The organism is Flavobacterium polysaccharolyticum (assembly GCF_038739875.1).
In the GTDB taxonomy this organism is placed as follows: domain Bacteria; phylum Bacteroidota; class Bacteroidia; order Flavobacteriales; family Flavobacteriaceae; genus Flavobacterium; species Flavobacterium polysaccharolyticum.
The window spans coordinates 317,901-332,368 of the sequence record NZ_JBCGDP010000001.1; the positions used below are offsets into that span (position 1 = coordinate 317,901).

A 14,468-nucleotide genomic window follows, 5' to 3' on the forward strand; every position below is an offset into this window, starting at 1 on the left:
ATTATGTTTCTCTGTTTTATTTTTAGCATTCTAAATTTATTTTTTGGAAGTTAAATAGTGTTAAAAAAATATTATTTTTTTAAACAGTAAGGAAGTTTTGTAGGTTTTTATGTTACTATTTGGTACCAGTTTTGTTCTAATAGTGTCATCATAACATTTATTCAAATTCATCATTGTTTCAAGAATCAAAGAATTGAGTGGATATGGGGTCTGTAACTTAAAGCAAACAAAATATGGCATTACAAAAATTAAGTACTGTAAAGAACTGGTTTGAGATCAGTTTGAAATCTACTCAAAATCAGTTTTGGGGCACTTGGGATTCGTTCAGGGACAAAGACGAAAAAGTAGCTGTCGCTATGGTTGAGGGAATGGATGAAGTATCGGGTCAATTGTCTCCGAAGGCAATTTATAAATCGGGACAGTTGTTTCTGTTTAAGCACCCTGATAACGGATTAGATACTACTACACTTGAACCTAATGATACCGTAATTGGGTATGTAGGGGGAGAGTTTTTGAATGCAAGGACCTATTATGGTGGTGATCCCATGCTATTGACTAGTTACATACAACCAGAGATTTTGCCTCCCGCTTTTGCTTTTTATTACAAAAATACCCAGCCAAGTTTGATTATGGCGAACAATGAGGTGCTAGTGAGTTCATACGTTTATCGAGATGTAGCGCAAAAAATAATATATGAAAGCCATTTGGGTACCGTTGAAGATGCACAAAGAGTGATTTTGTTGGATCCTAATACAGAAAAGGAACTAGTAGCACTAACTTATGATCCCTCTTTATTTGAGAATTTTCCAGATTTGAATGACTTCACGATAGACTTGATAAAACAAGAAAACGATATGTTCTTGAATATTGATATTGACAAGGATGTGTTTATGAATTATAATGGAACACAGACCACTTTTTCTTTTTATACCGACTTTAGAAAATCTGATTACTGCCTTGTTTTGTATGTTCAAATTACGGACAATACTACTAGAGAAATATACAATTTGCCCTTATTTACAGCGGTGTTATTTCCTGAAAATATTTTATAAAAAAATGAAAAAACTACTTATAGTATGCATTTTAGCCATTGGGATGATGGCGAATGCGCAGGCTCCTCAACTTATTGCGAAACCCTTAAAATTAACCTCGGTTGTTAAAGGAACCGCTGCTGATAGCGTGTTGGTTCTTGGTGCCGATAAAATTATGAAATTTGTGCCTAGAAGTGCCTTTGGTCGCTTCACTCAGGTCAATCCAGATTGGAATGCAGTTTCTGGTCCGAGTGAGATACTCAATAAACCATTTATACTTAATGGGTATCAAGATGGAGCCAAATCCAATATGGGAGTAGGAGCATCAGAGATTTTGTCAAAAACTACAACTGGTGATTATAACATAGGGTTTGGTGATGGAACTTTGCCGTTTACTACAACAGGGGTGCAGAATGCTGCGTTCGGTTCCTATGCTCTGTATTCGAATACAACAGGCTCGTATAATTTAGCCATGGGAATATCGGCTTTACAAAATAACACCACAGGTATTGCTAATATTGGGATTGGAGGGTACTCGCAGTATTCATGTGTATCAGGAAGTTATAATCTAGCAATAGGAGGAAGTGCTTTGTATTCTAATGTGTATGGCACTCAGAATATTGCAATAGGAGGTTCAGCATTAAAGAGTAATATTGGAACTAATGGGTCTAATGTTTTTGGACATAGATCAATAGCAATAGGTACTAGTGCTATGCAGAACAATACTACTGGTAACGGTATTGCCATAGGTAATTTAGCTTTAGGCTCTCAAACTATTGGTACTTGGAATATTGGTATTGGAATGCAAGCAGGAAGTGGTATTACCACAGGGAGTAATAATGTGGTTATTGCTGGTACAGGATTTATATTGGCTGGAGGAGGCATTACCACTGGAAGCAATAATTTGATTGTTGCACAAAATAACGGTAATACAACAGGTGTGACTACTGGTAGTGGTAATACCATAATTGGAAAAGTTACTGGACTTGCTGCTGGTTTGACCAATAATGTTGTTTTGGCAGATGGGGTAGGTACCATTAGAGCGCAACACGATGGAACCTCATGGCTGATGAACACTCCCATTAAAACTACAAAATACAATTTGTCGACCTTGAATACTGCTCCTACATCAGCAACAGATGTCGGAACGTTAGGCGAAATAAGGTATACAGCCTCTCATATTTATGTTTGTATAGCTACCAATACTTGGGTTAGATCTCCTTTGACCACTTGGTAATAAGGCAATGTCATTAAGTTAAGGGGAAAAAGAAAAAATAGTACGCAGATTCAGTAGATTTTCACTCATTTTTCTGAATAAATCTGCGAAATCTGCGAGAAAACAAAAAGAACAATTCCTTAACTTAATGACATTGGGTAATAAGGGAGAGTCTTTTTTTATTGTTGTTAGGGACTTTATACGCAACTACTTAGTTATGCTTTTTCATTCTTCTAACGACACACAACAATCATAATCTAATTTCACTATTGTCTAAAACAATAAAGTGTTGAATGGATTAGAATTTATAATTTAAAAAACAAACAAATATGGCATTACAAACATTAAATACGATAAAAGACTGGTTTAAAACCGGTCTAAAACCCAGTCAAACTCAATTTTGGGACACTTGGGATTCGTTCAGACACAAAAACGACAAAGTGCCTGTGACTGAGGTTGAAGGATTGGATGAATTATTGGATCAACTGCCTCCCAAGACAATTTATGAATCGGGTCAGTTGCTTGTTTTTAAGAACCCGGGTAATGAGTCCGTCAATAATTTCTTAGAACCTGACGACACGGTTATAGGTTTTGTAGAAGGCGATTTTTTGAATGCTGGAACGTATTATGGTGGTGATCCGATGTTGTTAAGCAGCTATGAGTTTAGACTTCCAACACTCCCTTTTATTTTTTACAATGAAGCAGAACTACAAACAATTCCGCCAGAAGACTATTTTAGCAATGTCAGCGACTTGTTTTATCACAATGTCAATCTGGACGGAGGAAATGGCACGATCACTTCGGTATATCAACTACTAGATGCGGATTATAACTATTTGGGCGAAGTGCTTTTAGGACCGATTCCAGTTACTGAATGGTTGCCAGTAAAAGAAAGAACTACAGGAGAACTCGTTTTAGAATATCAAATACCAAACGCCGCTTTTTGGAACAATCTCTACGCTGCTAATTCATCATTCTATTGGTCCCAAATTCTTATAGAATTCTCCCCTAGAGATGGGCGTGCAAATAGAATTGTAACCGCTAGAATTTTTGCGGGAACGCTAGATCAAGTAGAAGGTGATAACTTAAGGAGTGCAAATGTATTTCAAACAATGCCTGATGAGGGCGAATACAAGATAATTGAACTTAGAAATACATATTTCGGAACATCACAAACCATTTTAAAAATCAGATATAAATAGCAAAAGAAAATATGAGAAAAATAATTTTATTATGCGTTTTAGCTATCGGGATGATGGCAGACGCTCAGACCGTGCAAACCATTGCAAAACCATTAAAGCTTAATATAGTTGCCGCGGGAACTGCTGCCGATAAACACCTTGTTATTGGTAGCGATAAAGTCGTAAAGCAGGTAAGTGATAATTCCGTAAAAACAGTTAATGGTATTGAACCTGTCAATGGGGACGTTACTTTGTCTGTTTCTCCACAAGTTAATTCAGATTGGAATGCTACAAGTGGTTCTGGATTAATTTTGAATAAACCTTCATTTAGAACAATTAACGGTCAAAGCATTTTTGGCTCTACAGATTTAACTATATCTTCAGGAATAAGTATACCCCATTTAGAATCTAATAATGGTGATAAGACAGTTTGGAACAATGGAAAGAAAGATATCGAAAGTAACACTGTTTATGGTGAGGGAACACTTAGACTAAACACAACTGGAATTAATAATACTGCTACTGGTAAAAATGCTTTATATTCAAACACAACAGGAGATGGTAACACTGCTAATGGTAAAACTTCTTTATATTCAAATACGGAAGGTGGTGCTAACACTGCTAATGGGTTGGATGCTTTACATTTAAATACAACTGGAAATAATAACATTGGTAACGGTTACGCTGCTTTATATTATAACACAACAGGAAGTGAAAATGTTGCTATTGGTGGAAATGCTGGCTCGGCTCTTGGAAATCATAATATGAATACTATCACAAACAATTCTGTATTTTTAGGTTATTACTCAAGGGCATTGGCAAATAACCAAACTAATCAAATCGTAATAGGACATACAGCAGTAGGTGCAGGTTCTAATACAGTTACTATCGGTAATACATCAATTGTTAGAACAGTTATTAGTGGAGTTATTCAAAAGAGAGCATTAGACACAGCCCCTACATCAGCAACAGCCCCAGGAACTGTTGGTGAAATAAGATTTACTGCAACGCACGTTTACTGGTGTATCGCCCCCAATACTTGGATTAGAGCGGCTGGATCAACTTGGTAATAATTAAATCAATGAAAAACTTTATCAAAAAATACTGGATTTTAATTGGGATGATTGTGGCTTTTACATTAGAGCATACGTTCGACATCCTAAACGGTTTAGGGTTTACGCCACTACAAATAAAATTTATAGAAGGACTTGGAGCCCTTATTTACGGGTATTTCTTTACCAGTAAATACAACGCCAAAAAACTTTCAAAATAACCCTTACAACAACCCAATGAACCATCAATATCTTATCGATTTAAAAGTGTCGTCTATGGGCATTTTTTGCTTAACTATTCAATTTTCAGAAGCCGAAAAATGGATGAAAGGTTACTGCATTTTTGATTACCATTGGGTTCACTATTCATAGATGGATTTTGATGGTTAAAAACAAAAAGCCATGAATCTTCATTTAAAATATAAATCGCTTTTAAATAAGAATGAAATCAACACACCTCTAAGAACTGCACATTTTATGGCGCAATTAGAACACGAGAGCGGTTTAGTTGCAAGGCGATAGAATTTATTTTTCACATCTGTTGACAGACTTAGAAGTACTTTCAAGACACCATTTAAGAATAAAACAGACTCGTTTGTTCGTTCTTTTTTACGCAACCCTCAGCATTGCGCAAATTATGTGTATGCTAATCGTGGTGGCAATGGCGACCAAGCATCTGGAGACGGTTTTAAATACCGTGGTGGCGGCTTTTTGCAAAACACATTCCGTAACGGTTACGAGTTTTTAAAAGTCAAAACAGGGATTGATTTCGTTTCTAATCCGGATTTAATTTTAGTTGAGGCCAATGCGATGATTTGTGCCGTTCTATTTTGGAGCGAAAACAAGTTGAACCAATACGCTGATCTAGATGATTTAGATGCTGTAAGTGATGCCATCAATTTAGGCCGCCAAACAGAACGTTATGGAGATTCTAATGGGTATACCCACAGAAAAGAGTGCTTACAAAAATGGAAAACAATTTAAAAAACAAACAAATATGGCATTACAAACATTAAATACTATAAAGGACTGGTTTAAAACCGGTCTAAAACCCAGTCAAACTCAGTTTTGGGACACTTGGGATTCGTTCAGACACAAAAACGACAAAGTGCCTGTGGCAGAGGTCGAAGGATTGGATGAGATAATCGATTCGAAAGCGGATAAGATGATTTTGGATAATCATTTAACAGACGATGCTGCTCACGCTGATTTGTTTAATGATAAAGAAGACAAAACCCAAAAAGGCGCACCCGATGGTTACGCTCCATTGGATGAATTTACCAAATTGGCAGCGCAATATTTGAACATTGTAAACGACTTGGTTACGGGTGGTGCTGAATCGCTTTTGAGCGCGGAACAAGGAAAGGTTTTACAAATGCAAGTTAATGCCATCAACAACTTGCTTACTTCTGACAACGTGAATTTAGACTCGCTACAGGAGTTGGTAGACGCTGTCGAAACGGTTCAAGCATCACTAAGTACAATCTTAGTAAACGACCTCACTACTGGTGGAATGACCAAGGCTTTAACAGCTGAGATGGGGAAAACTCTAAAATCTATAATTGATAGTAAAGCATCAATTGCACATTCACATACAATTTCTGAAGTCACTGGATTGCAATCTGCAATAAATGCTAAAATATCAAAGACAGAATCAGAATTTTATGTAGTTGGTTATTCCGACATTGGTGAAATTCGCATAGTAGTATCTAGTAATTCTAGTAATTTAGTAATTGAATCTTACGTTTTAGATGAATCGTTTATAGAATCAGTAGAATTTACTACTGGTTTCGAGCCATACGATGGTAAGAGGTATTCTATAACAAATAAGTCGGGTAAACAACTTGTTTTTAACAAAAGTGTTTTCATAGGGATGAATTCATTTAATAATGGGGATACTTATTCTTTTATTTATAGTAACAATGGAGGTAGTCCTATATTTATACCTAGCAATACTCCACCAGTATTGGAGCTAGATTCTCAGATTGAGGTTTTTGCAAACACAACTGTAAATCCAGTTTGGAATAAAAAGACCATACTATTCACGGCCAATTGTACCATCACAGTTCCTGCAACTCTTTTATCACAATATGGATTTGTATTTAGAACATTAGCAGGAGTTACAGTAACTTGGGCTATTACAGCGCCATTTACTTGGGAAACAACGCCGTCAACAACACCTGAGAAAACAACAGGTAGTTTTATGAGAAGAGGCAACACAAATACAATTTTATTAGACTTTTAGACTATGCAAACATTAAAAAAATTTTATTTTGGAAGGCAGAAAGAAAATTTTTTGGTTTATGAAGGAGAGCTTTTGCAAAACTTCGGCAGTCAATCGATGGGTTCTACTATGTCTAGAAATGGACTGTTTATGTATAAAATGATACATAATGGAGATTATGTTGATATGTATCAGCTATCGAGACCTTATAGTTTAATAAATCCATTATATATTGGAAGATCATTGAATATAAATCAAGCAGGTGAAACATCACCTAAAGGAATTTATTTAACAGCAGATGGATTAAGAATGTATTGTGGGGGTTCAACATCTGGGAACATATTACAATATACCCTTTCAACTGCTTGGGATGTAAGAACCGCAGTTTTTGTTAAATCATTTAATACAGGGGGGGCGACGCCTGTTGTTCAACTTAGTCAAGATGGTTATTACTTATTTACAGGAAGTGTTAATAGTTTCAAAAAACATACATTGTCGGTGCCGTTTGAAATTGATTCTGTAATATCATCAATTAACTTTTCACTTCCTTTAGGAAATATTTCAAGTAATTTTCACATAACAACAAATGGAAGAGCTATTTTTTGTAATTCAGGCTCATCTAATATTATTAAACATACATTGACAGAACCTTATTCAATGGTAGTCGCTAAAACACAGATTGTAAATATTAGTTCAATTTTTTCTGCTACTAATTTTCAAGGAATAACGGTTTCTGAAGATGGTAAAAAATTAATCACAACTGACTATGGATATAAACATATTATTTTAAACATGCCTACACCATTCAAACTTGGTAAAGGATTGTTAATGAGTGTAATAACGCCTAATGTAGTAACCGGTTTATCAGTAGGACCAATATATAACACAGCAGTACAATTACATTTTACACCTCCAAGTAGTGCAAGAGCTATTGTTTTTTATGAGTGTTATCTTGATGGAGTATTTAAGCAGGAAATCAAAAACAGTGGTGAATTTATCACGGGATTAACTCCTGCTACGAATTACAACATTACCCTAGTAGCGGTGGATGTTTTTTATAATAAATCGGTGGTGAGTAATGTAGTGAATGTGAGTACAAATACAATAGATGCTGATCCATATTTATACATTGATGCCTCAGGAAATCAAGCATACGAAGCAGCAATTGTAAATTTATTTTCGGATTTAAAAGCACAAGGCTTATACAACAAAATCCAAGCCTTTTACCCATTTCTGGGCACAACCCAAGCGCAGCACAAATGGAACGCTAAAAACCCACTAGACACCAATGCGGCCTTTAGATTACAATTCTTTGGTGGAGGAACACATAGTAATTTAGGCTATCAATGTAATGGTACCAACGCTTATGCTAATACTTTTTTTGTACCTAGCACAAATCAGAATGTCAATAGTAATGGTCTAAGTGTTGTTGTTGGGTCTAATATTGCAAATATTCAAAATGATGTTGTTGAAATAGGCTCATTTGTATCACTTACTCAGGCTTCATTAATTCAATGTAGAGGAAACAACACAAGCTACAATAGAAGTACTAGAATTAATGGGAACACTATCAACCAAATAAATCAAAACGATGCTAGAGGTGTTTTTACAAGCGTTAAACAATCAGCAACATTCACAAAATTCATAAGAAACAAAACAGAAATTGCAAGCGGTAATAGCGGTGGTAATCTTCCAAATATAAGTTTATTTGTAGGAAATCTTAATATTAACGGTACTCCTTATGCTGCTGGATGGAGTACACAACGCATCCAATTCACCGCCATACACGAAGGGCTTACGGATGCAGAAGTAGTAGCCTTGCATACAATAATAGATAATTTCGAAGCAGCCATTGGACGTAAAACTTGGTAATATAAAAAAACAATACATCATGATACAATTAAAAACACCCTATCACACATCGAAAGAGCCATTCCAATTACAGGAACGCTACAAATAGAAATAGCCTCATGGAACGTAATGCAGGACGCTACAATATATGAAATAGAAGATTTCATTGTAGACGAGAATGGAGCAAAAAGATTGATTAACACAAGACAAAAAAGAGTAGAAAACTCAGAGATAAATCAACTTGCTCAGATTGTTGAGCTTGATGGCGATTTTGATGGAATGTCAAAAACAGAATCTGATTGGGAAAAAGCTAAAAAAGGATTGTTACTATTCGTGCAAAATGATCTAGTTGATTCTGAACGCACCATTTATGGTCAACTACCTAATGATTGGGAGTTATGCTAGAATTCCTTTTATTCATAATCGCTTACCTCTTGTATCTACCACTTACGCTAATCAATTTCCTTTTGGTACGCAACAAAGGCTATTTCAGAGATTCTGCTGTTACGTTAGACAAATTAGCCAACAGAGAATTTAGAACACTTTGGAACAAAATACTAATCAAATGGGATGGTTATGATTTTGGAAACAGTAATGAAACTATTTCAAGTGTTTTGGGTAAAAATATTCAAAATGAAACCTAACCACAACAGGAAAAGCCCTCGTTTTTATACTAACCAAAAAGCATTGTTTGGATGCGATAGACTGGAAGGTATAGAATTATTTTAAACCCAATAATAGCCTAAACATTACATGGACAACTTATGTAAATAAATGGGGCTGAGGTTAGTGTTAAGCGTTTTTCTGAAACTCGATTTTATTGTCAGAAGGTATTCTTGAAATTCAACTTGATCAATAAAACTCCCAATTTTTCGATAAAAAAGAAAGAGTCACTGTCCTTTAGAATAAAAATCAGCTTAATTATTGGTTGATGGTTTTGTGCAAGCTTGTTTAGAGGCTTAATCAGAATTTATTCTCACTCACGCGACTTATAGGATTTCGCTTTTTCATTCTTCTAACGACACACAGCAATCATCATCTAATTTACTATTGTCCAAAACAATAAAATATTGAATTCGTAGAAATTAATAATTTAAAAACAAACAAAATATGGCATTACAAACATTAAATACAATAAAGGACTGGTTTAAAACCGGTCTAAAACCCAGTCAAACTCAGTTTTGGGACACTTGGGATTCGTTTAGACACAAAAACGACAAAGTGCCTGTGGCAGAGGTTGAAGGATTGGATGAGATAATCGATTCGAAAGCGGATAAGATGATTTTGGATAATCATTTAACAGACGATGCTGCTCACGCTGATTTGTTTAATGATAAAGAAGATAAAACCCAAAAAGGCGCACCCGATGGTTACGCTCCATTGGATGAATTTACCAAATTGGCAGCGCAATATTTGAACATTGTAAACGACTTGGTTACGGGTGGTGCTGAATCGCTTTTGAGCGCTGAACAAGGAAAGGTTTTGCAAATGCAAGTTAACGCCATCAATAACTTGCTTACTTCTGATAACATGAATTTAGACACGCTACAGGAGTTGGTAGACGCTGTCGAAACGGTTCAAGCATCACTAAGTACAATCTTAGTAAACGACCTCACTACTGGTGGAATGACCAAGGCTTTAACGGCTGAAATGGGGAAGCTTTTGCAGACGAATAAGGTCGACAAAGTAGCTGGTGAACGCCTTATTAATGCTGCTGAAATTACCAAGCTTGCGGGCTTAAATAATGTGGTAACAACCGTTAGAACTATTCTTTCTACTGTATTGGCCACGCAAGATATTGCTGGATTTGTAACCTATATCAATACTTTGGCAACCCCCTTGATAATTGGGCCAAATGAAATTGTAGAATATAAAACATCTGACACAGGGCGTGTGTTCAAATTGCTTTTACGTGGTAGAAGCTTTGGCGTTGGTCAACCTGCAATTGTTGCAGCGGATGTAATCGAAACCACCGAGTTCTTAAACAAGGACATTCGCTTGAGTAATTATCCCTCTACTAGAAATGATGGGCAATTACCCACCAATAAAGTGCTTGCGCCTGATGTGAACGGTAATTTGAAATTATACACGATTGCCACAGCACCAGCGCCTTATTTAGATGAAATAAAGCCATATAGTTGTTTGCCAAACAGTACTGGTAATATTGTTTTGAAAGGAGCGTTTTTTACACCAAATATGACCGTACAAATAGTCGGGCAAACTATAAACTACGTAAAATTTATTAACGATAATGAAGTGCATGCAAATGTTACTACCGGAATTGCTGAGGGTAGTTTTGATATTATTTTAAATAATGGGTTAAGTGCGACATTCGACGGTAGAATGTTAATCGTTCTTGGCGAAATCAAAAAAGTATCTTCAGCAGATTGGACAATATTGTCAGGAAACCCCAATGTATCAAATGACGGAAACATTGAATTAACGCTTTATGATATTGCCTGTTCTGGTACTTGCTTTAATATTCCTAATGGTGAAAATTTCAGACTTTACTTTACTTTAACTCGTTCGCCATTAGGCGCAACCATAGGGATGCCTGACCAACCTTCAATTTCTTTGGTATCTGCAGTGGATAACTCCGTAAAATTTGCAGCAAAAGTTTATTTAAACGGTGCAGATATAAACTCCCACATGAGGGTTTATCAAGAATCAACTGGTCTTTCTTATGGTAAAGAACTTGGAAACGTAGAATCCTTTGTAATGAAAACAAATCCTCCTACTTTTTATTTTGAGAGAATTGGCACCGAATATCGCTTTAGAGATTATAATACAAATATCTTATTTACAGATACATTTTCAGGAAATTTAAAAGTGCGGGCTGACATAAGAAAATTTGATATAACTAATATTAGATATGTTAAACTAGCAATATAATAAAAATATGAGCGCACAAATAGTATTAGATCATTATTTAGAAAAATATCAAACATTAGGTAATACCTTAACAGATATTTCATTCGACAATTTGCCTTTTTTGCAAGAAAAAGAGCCGTTGTATAACATGAAAGGACAAAAGGTTTCCAAGTCGTATCACGACACCAAAGGAAAAGAAGCCATACGAATAACTTACGATAGAGTTTTCGGGGACTATGAATACAACGGAACCGTTTACCCCAATGTTTTTTTAGGGCTTCAAAAAACAGTACATTATATGGATTGGGCGGGAGAAATAGCCTATTCGAAGAAAAAGCAATTTTACAGCTTTGATTTACAGCCTGTTTTTTTGGGTGATGGAACTGAAACGATAGTAGGCTTTTCTAGCCAAAAATTGCGTAAAGTGCTAAAAGATGAACGCCTTGCTGCGGATGATTATCTGCAAGCCATGAACCAACAGTTATATGCTGTTTTGTACCAAGCTTACCAAGTTGAGTATAATAACTATCTAACAACAGGTGTAAGTCAACCATTTGTTTCCGCCTTAAACAACGAAACAAATCCGCAAATTTTGGCTATGCTCAGCAAAGAGGTTTTTGGACATGAGCCAATGACTGTAAAGGAACTCGTAATTATGAATTTACAGTAACATAGATTTACTTTTTTTATTGTCCAAAATTGTATTGACAACTTATGTAAATAAATGGGGCTGAGGTTAGTGTTAAGCGTTTTTCTGAAACTCGATTTTATTGTCAGAAGGTATTCTTGAAATTCTACTTGATCAATAAAACTCCCAATTCTTCGATAAAAAAGAAAGAGTCATTGTCCTTTAGAATAAAAACCAGCTTAATTATTGGTTGATGGTTTCGTGCAAGCTTGTTTAGAGGCTTAATCAGAATTTATTCTCACTCACGCGATTTATAGGATTTCGCTTTTTCATTCTTCTAACGACACACAGCAATCATCATCTAATTCACTATTGTCCAAAACAATAAAATATTGAATTCGTAGAAATTAATAATTTAAAAACAAACAAATATGGCATTACAAACATTAAATACAATAAAGGACTGGTTTAAAACTGGTCTAAAACCCAGTCAAACTCAGTTTTGGGATACTTGGGATTCGTTCAGACACAAAAACGACAAAGTGCCTGTGGCAGAGGTTGATGGTATCAATGAGTTGTTAGCTCAGGTGTCGTCTACTATAATATACAAGACTGGCCAGCTATGCGTGTTCAAGAATCCAAGTAACGAAAATGAATCTATTTTGGAAGCTGGCGATATGGTCACGGGAATAGTAGAGGATATGTTTATTAATGCCTCGTATTTAGGTGGCGATAGTACGCTGTTATCTTCCTTTGATATTGTTAATCAAACTGAAATTTAACATGAAACTAAAAAAGAAAATCAAACAATTAAAAGCCGAAATCAAGGCTTTAAAAAAAGTGGTTAAAAGTGATTCTATCACACTAAGCGACCAAAGCAACCCAAACAAAGCAGTTGTTTTAAGTTATGTGGATGGCGTATTGGCCACACAAGAAGTTACTACAGAGGTTGTGGTGACTGTAGACAATATTACTAACTCATTAAATCAATAATCATGGATAAGAAATATAAAATTGAAAGAAGTCTTATTTTAAACGAAGTTAAAGAAGGAGCAGCGGAAGATCGCGTGATGGTTGTCGATGCCAATAATGAAGTTGGTTCGGTTGCTAGAAGTGAGTTTGGTGGTGGAGGTGGAAGTCAGGATTTGCAAAGCGTAGTGGATTCTGGAAACGAAGTTATAGATTCGGAAATACTTTTTATTGGTACTAATATCTCAGGGAAAAATATTGAAGGTACCAAAGGACTCGTTTTTGATGTTCAAGACGGAGGAATTATTTTTAATAATTTTTCTAATGAAACCCTAACTGGTCAGGTGTCTATGCGTGCCGACAATGCTGTTAATGGTGCTTATAGCTTACAATTTCCAGATAAAACACCGGGTTTTTATACTCTAGCAACAACTGACGATATAGCGGCTGTTGGAAGCCAAGATTTGCAAAGTGTTTTGGATAATGGGGGGGTTTATATATCTGATTATGATGCTGGCGAAAGAAGAATATTAGCGTTTAGAGATGCAGATAACAATAAATCCCACTTTTTTTATATTGACTCTAATTCTGAATCAGGACAAAAAGGAGGTAGTATGTTTATAGCAGAAGAACTTGTTAACTTTTCTGGATTTGGAGATAATGGTTGTTTTGGAGATTGTGCAATAAACTCAGGATACATTAATTTAACACAAAAATTTGATTCTTTTGGCACTAGTGTGACAAGACTAGCATTTGCAGAAAATCTAAATGAAATTACAACTCTTTTTTTACCAGCGAAACCTACAGGAGCCTACACCTTAGCAACAACTGACGACATCCCTACTGGCTTGACTCAAAATATAACTATTGGAGCAAACACTTTTACTTTTACCAATGGTATTTTGACAGATTTCGAAACTGTTGAGGGGCCTACTGGGGATGAAGTTTAACTAGATGCCTCAATAGATTAATGGCGATTCTCATGGAGGAAGAGAAGTAAAAAAAGTCCTCCAACAAAATTAATACTTTCTCAGGGAATTAAAATATAACAATAAAGCCACACCGTTGGAGGACATAAGTCTTCTATGGTGTGGCTTTCGTGTGTTTAATAATTATCCTGAGAAGTGCAAAATATAGAATGATCAATCATTAATCAAAAATCAAAATGAACAAGTATCATCAAATCTTAAATAAAATCCTTGATAAAGGTAAAGTTCAAAAAAATAAAGGAACAATATAGAAGGCAAAAAGCAGCTGTTAAACAGCGAATCGGTTAAGCCTGCTTTCAATGTTGGTTAAACCTAATAATAGCCTCAATATTACATTGACAACTTATGTAAATAAAATGTGTGAGGTTCGCGTTAAGAGTTTTTCAAAGCTAACACAGATGCTGATTTATCACTCATACTATTGCGTCAAAGGCTATCAGAGCATTTAGTGCTCTT

At 35.6% G+C, this 14,468-nt stretch carries 15 protein-coding genes; all 15 read left to right on the top strand.

Features of this window, described 5'->3' with window-relative positions:
- Positions 1–233 precede the first annotated feature (233 nt).
- The 15 genes from WFZ86_RS01430 to WFZ86_RS01500 all read left to right on the top strand — a co-directional run bounded on the left by WFZ86_RS01430 (position 234) and on the right by WFZ86_RS01500 (position 13,973).
- Positions 234–1,052, top strand: a complete 819-nt coding sequence (locus WFZ86_RS01430) for a hypothetical protein (RefSeq protein ID WP_342690284.1) — start codon at positions 234–236, stop codon at positions 1,050–1,052.
- A gap of 4 nt (positions 1,053–1,056) precedes the next feature.
- The gene (locus WFZ86_RS01435) at positions 1,057–2,268 is read left to right on the top strand and encodes a hypothetical protein (protein WP_342690285.1); all 1,212 of its coding nucleotides are present in this window, start codon (positions 1,057–1,059) and stop codon (positions 2,266–2,268) included.
- 308 nt (positions 2,269–2,576) lie between these two features.
- Entirely contained in the window at positions 2,577–3,449 is an 873-nt protein-coding gene (locus tag WFZ86_RS01440; RefSeq protein ID WP_342690286.1) for a hypothetical protein, read from the top strand.
- Between the two features lie 11 nt (positions 3,450–3,460).
- On the top strand, positions 3,461–4,498 hold the full coding sequence (locus WFZ86_RS01445; protein WP_342690287.1) for a hypothetical protein: 1,038 nt from the start codon (positions 3,461–3,463) through the stop codon (positions 4,496–4,498).
- Positions 4,499–4,509: 11 nt separating this feature from the next.
- A complete protein-coding gene (locus WFZ86_RS01450; protein ID WP_342690288.1) occupies positions 4,510–4,701 on the top strand; it encodes a hypothetical protein in 192 nt (63 codons plus the stop codon).
- A gap of 418 nt (positions 4,702–5,119) precedes the next feature.
- Complete coding sequence (locus WFZ86_RS01455) at positions 5,120–5,464, top strand: hypothetical protein (protein WP_342690289.1); 345 nt, start codon at positions 5,120–5,122, stop codon at positions 5,462–5,464.
- A 13-nt stretch (positions 5,465–5,477) separates the two neighbouring features.
- A complete protein-coding gene (locus WFZ86_RS01460) occupies positions 5,478–6,725 on the top strand; it encodes a hypothetical protein (protein WP_342690290.1) in 1,248 nt (415 codons plus the stop codon).
- Between the two features lie 3 nt (positions 6,726–6,728).
- Positions 6,729–8,576 carry a fibronectin type III domain-containing protein gene (locus tag WFZ86_RS01465; RefSeq protein ID WP_342690291.1) on the top strand — a complete coding sequence of 616 codons (1,848 nt, stop codon included), beginning with the start codon at positions 6,729–6,731 and terminating at the stop codon, positions 8,574–8,576.
- 108 nt (positions 8,577–8,684) lie between these two features.
- Positions 8,685–8,960: a hypothetical protein gene (locus WFZ86_RS01470; RefSeq protein WP_342690292.1), complete on the top strand. Its 276-nt coding sequence runs from the start codon at positions 8,685–8,687 to the stop codon at positions 8,958–8,960.
- Complete coding sequence (locus tag WFZ86_RS01475; RefSeq protein WP_342690293.1) at positions 8,954–9,199, top strand: hypothetical protein; 246 nt, start codon at positions 8,954–8,956, stop codon at positions 9,197–9,199. The genes WFZ86_RS01470 and WFZ86_RS01475 overlap by 7 nt, the downstream gene beginning before the upstream one ends.
- Before the next feature lie 466 nt (positions 9,200–9,665).
- On the top strand, positions 9,666–11,447 hold the full coding sequence (locus WFZ86_RS01480; protein WP_342690294.1) for a hypothetical protein: 1,782 nt from the start codon (positions 9,666–9,668) through the stop codon (positions 11,445–11,447).
- Between the two features lie 7 nt (positions 11,448–11,454).
- Positions 11,455–12,096 carry a hypothetical protein gene (locus tag WFZ86_RS01485; protein ID WP_342690295.1) on the top strand — a complete coding sequence of 214 codons (642 nt, stop codon included), beginning with the start codon at positions 11,455–11,457 and terminating at the stop codon, positions 12,094–12,096.
- A 389-nt stretch (positions 12,097–12,485) separates the two neighbouring features.
- The gene (locus WFZ86_RS01490; protein WP_342690296.1) at positions 12,486–12,836 is read left to right on the top strand and encodes a hypothetical protein; all 351 of its coding nucleotides are present in this window, start codon (positions 12,486–12,488) and stop codon (positions 12,834–12,836) included.
- A 1-nt stretch (position 12,837) separates the two neighbouring features.
- Positions 12,838–13,047 (top strand): hypothetical protein, encoded by a 210-nt coding sequence (locus WFZ86_RS01495; RefSeq protein WP_342690297.1) that lies wholly within the window; start codon positions 12,838–12,840, stop codon positions 13,045–13,047.
- Positions 13,048–13,049: 2 nt separating this feature from the next.
- On the top strand, positions 13,050–13,973 hold the full coding sequence (locus WFZ86_RS01500; RefSeq protein WP_342690298.1) for a hypothetical protein: 924 nt from the start codon (positions 13,050–13,052) through the stop codon (positions 13,971–13,973).
- Positions 13,974–14,468 lie beyond the last annotated feature (495 nt).

What these genes read in the sequence shown, in the direction of transcription:
- WFZ86_RS01435 (WP_342690285.1), top strand. Translation starts at nt 1,057, where the DNA reads ATGAAAAAACTACTTATAGTATGCATTTTAGCCATTGGGATGATGGCG.
- WFZ86_RS01495 (WP_342690297.1), top strand. Translation starts at nt 12,838, where the DNA reads ATGAAACTAAAAAAGAAAATCAAACAATTAAAAGCCGAAATCAAGGCT.
- WFZ86_RS01445 (WP_342690287.1), top strand. Translation starts at nt 3,461, where the DNA reads ATGAGAAAAATAATTTTATTATGCGTTTTAGCTATCGGGATGATGGCA.
- WFZ86_RS01475 (WP_342690293.1), top strand. Translation starts at nt 8,954, where the DNA reads ATGCTAGAATTCCTTTTATTCATAATCGCTTACCTCTTGTATCTACCA.
- WFZ86_RS01465 (WP_342690291.1), top strand. Translation starts at nt 6,729, where the DNA reads ATGCAAACATTAAAAAAATTTTATTTTGGAAGGCAGAAAGAAAATTTT.
- WFZ86_RS01440 (WP_342690286.1), top strand. Translation starts at nt 2,577, where the DNA reads ATGGCATTACAAACATTAAATACGATAAAAGACTGGTTTAAAACCGGT.
- WFZ86_RS01460 (WP_342690290.1), top strand. Translation starts at nt 5,478, where the DNA reads ATGGCATTACAAACATTAAATACTATAAAGGACTGGTTTAAAACCGGT.
- WFZ86_RS01500 (WP_342690298.1), top strand. Translation starts at nt 13,050, where the DNA reads ATGGATAAGAAATATAAAATTGAAAGAAGTCTTATTTTAAACGAAGTT.
- WFZ86_RS01450 (WP_342690288.1), top strand. Translation starts at nt 4,510, where the DNA reads ATGAAAAACTTTATCAAAAAATACTGGATTTTAATTGGGATGATTGTG.
- WFZ86_RS01470 (WP_342690292.1), top strand. Translation starts at nt 8,685, where the DNA reads ATGCAGGACGCTACAATATATGAAATAGAAGATTTCATTGTAGACGAG.
- WFZ86_RS01485 (WP_342690295.1), top strand. Translation starts at nt 11,455, where the DNA reads ATGAGCGCACAAATAGTATTAGATCATTATTTAGAAAAATATCAAACA.
- WFZ86_RS01480 (WP_342690294.1), top strand. Translation starts at nt 9,666, where the DNA reads ATGGCATTACAAACATTAAATACAATAAAGGACTGGTTTAAAACCGGT.
- WFZ86_RS01490 (WP_342690296.1), top strand. Translation starts at nt 12,486, where the DNA reads ATGGCATTACAAACATTAAATACAATAAAGGACTGGTTTAAAACTGGT.
- WFZ86_RS01430 (WP_342690284.1), top strand. Translation starts at nt 234, where the DNA reads ATGGCATTACAAAAATTAAGTACTGTAAAGAACTGGTTTGAGATCAGT.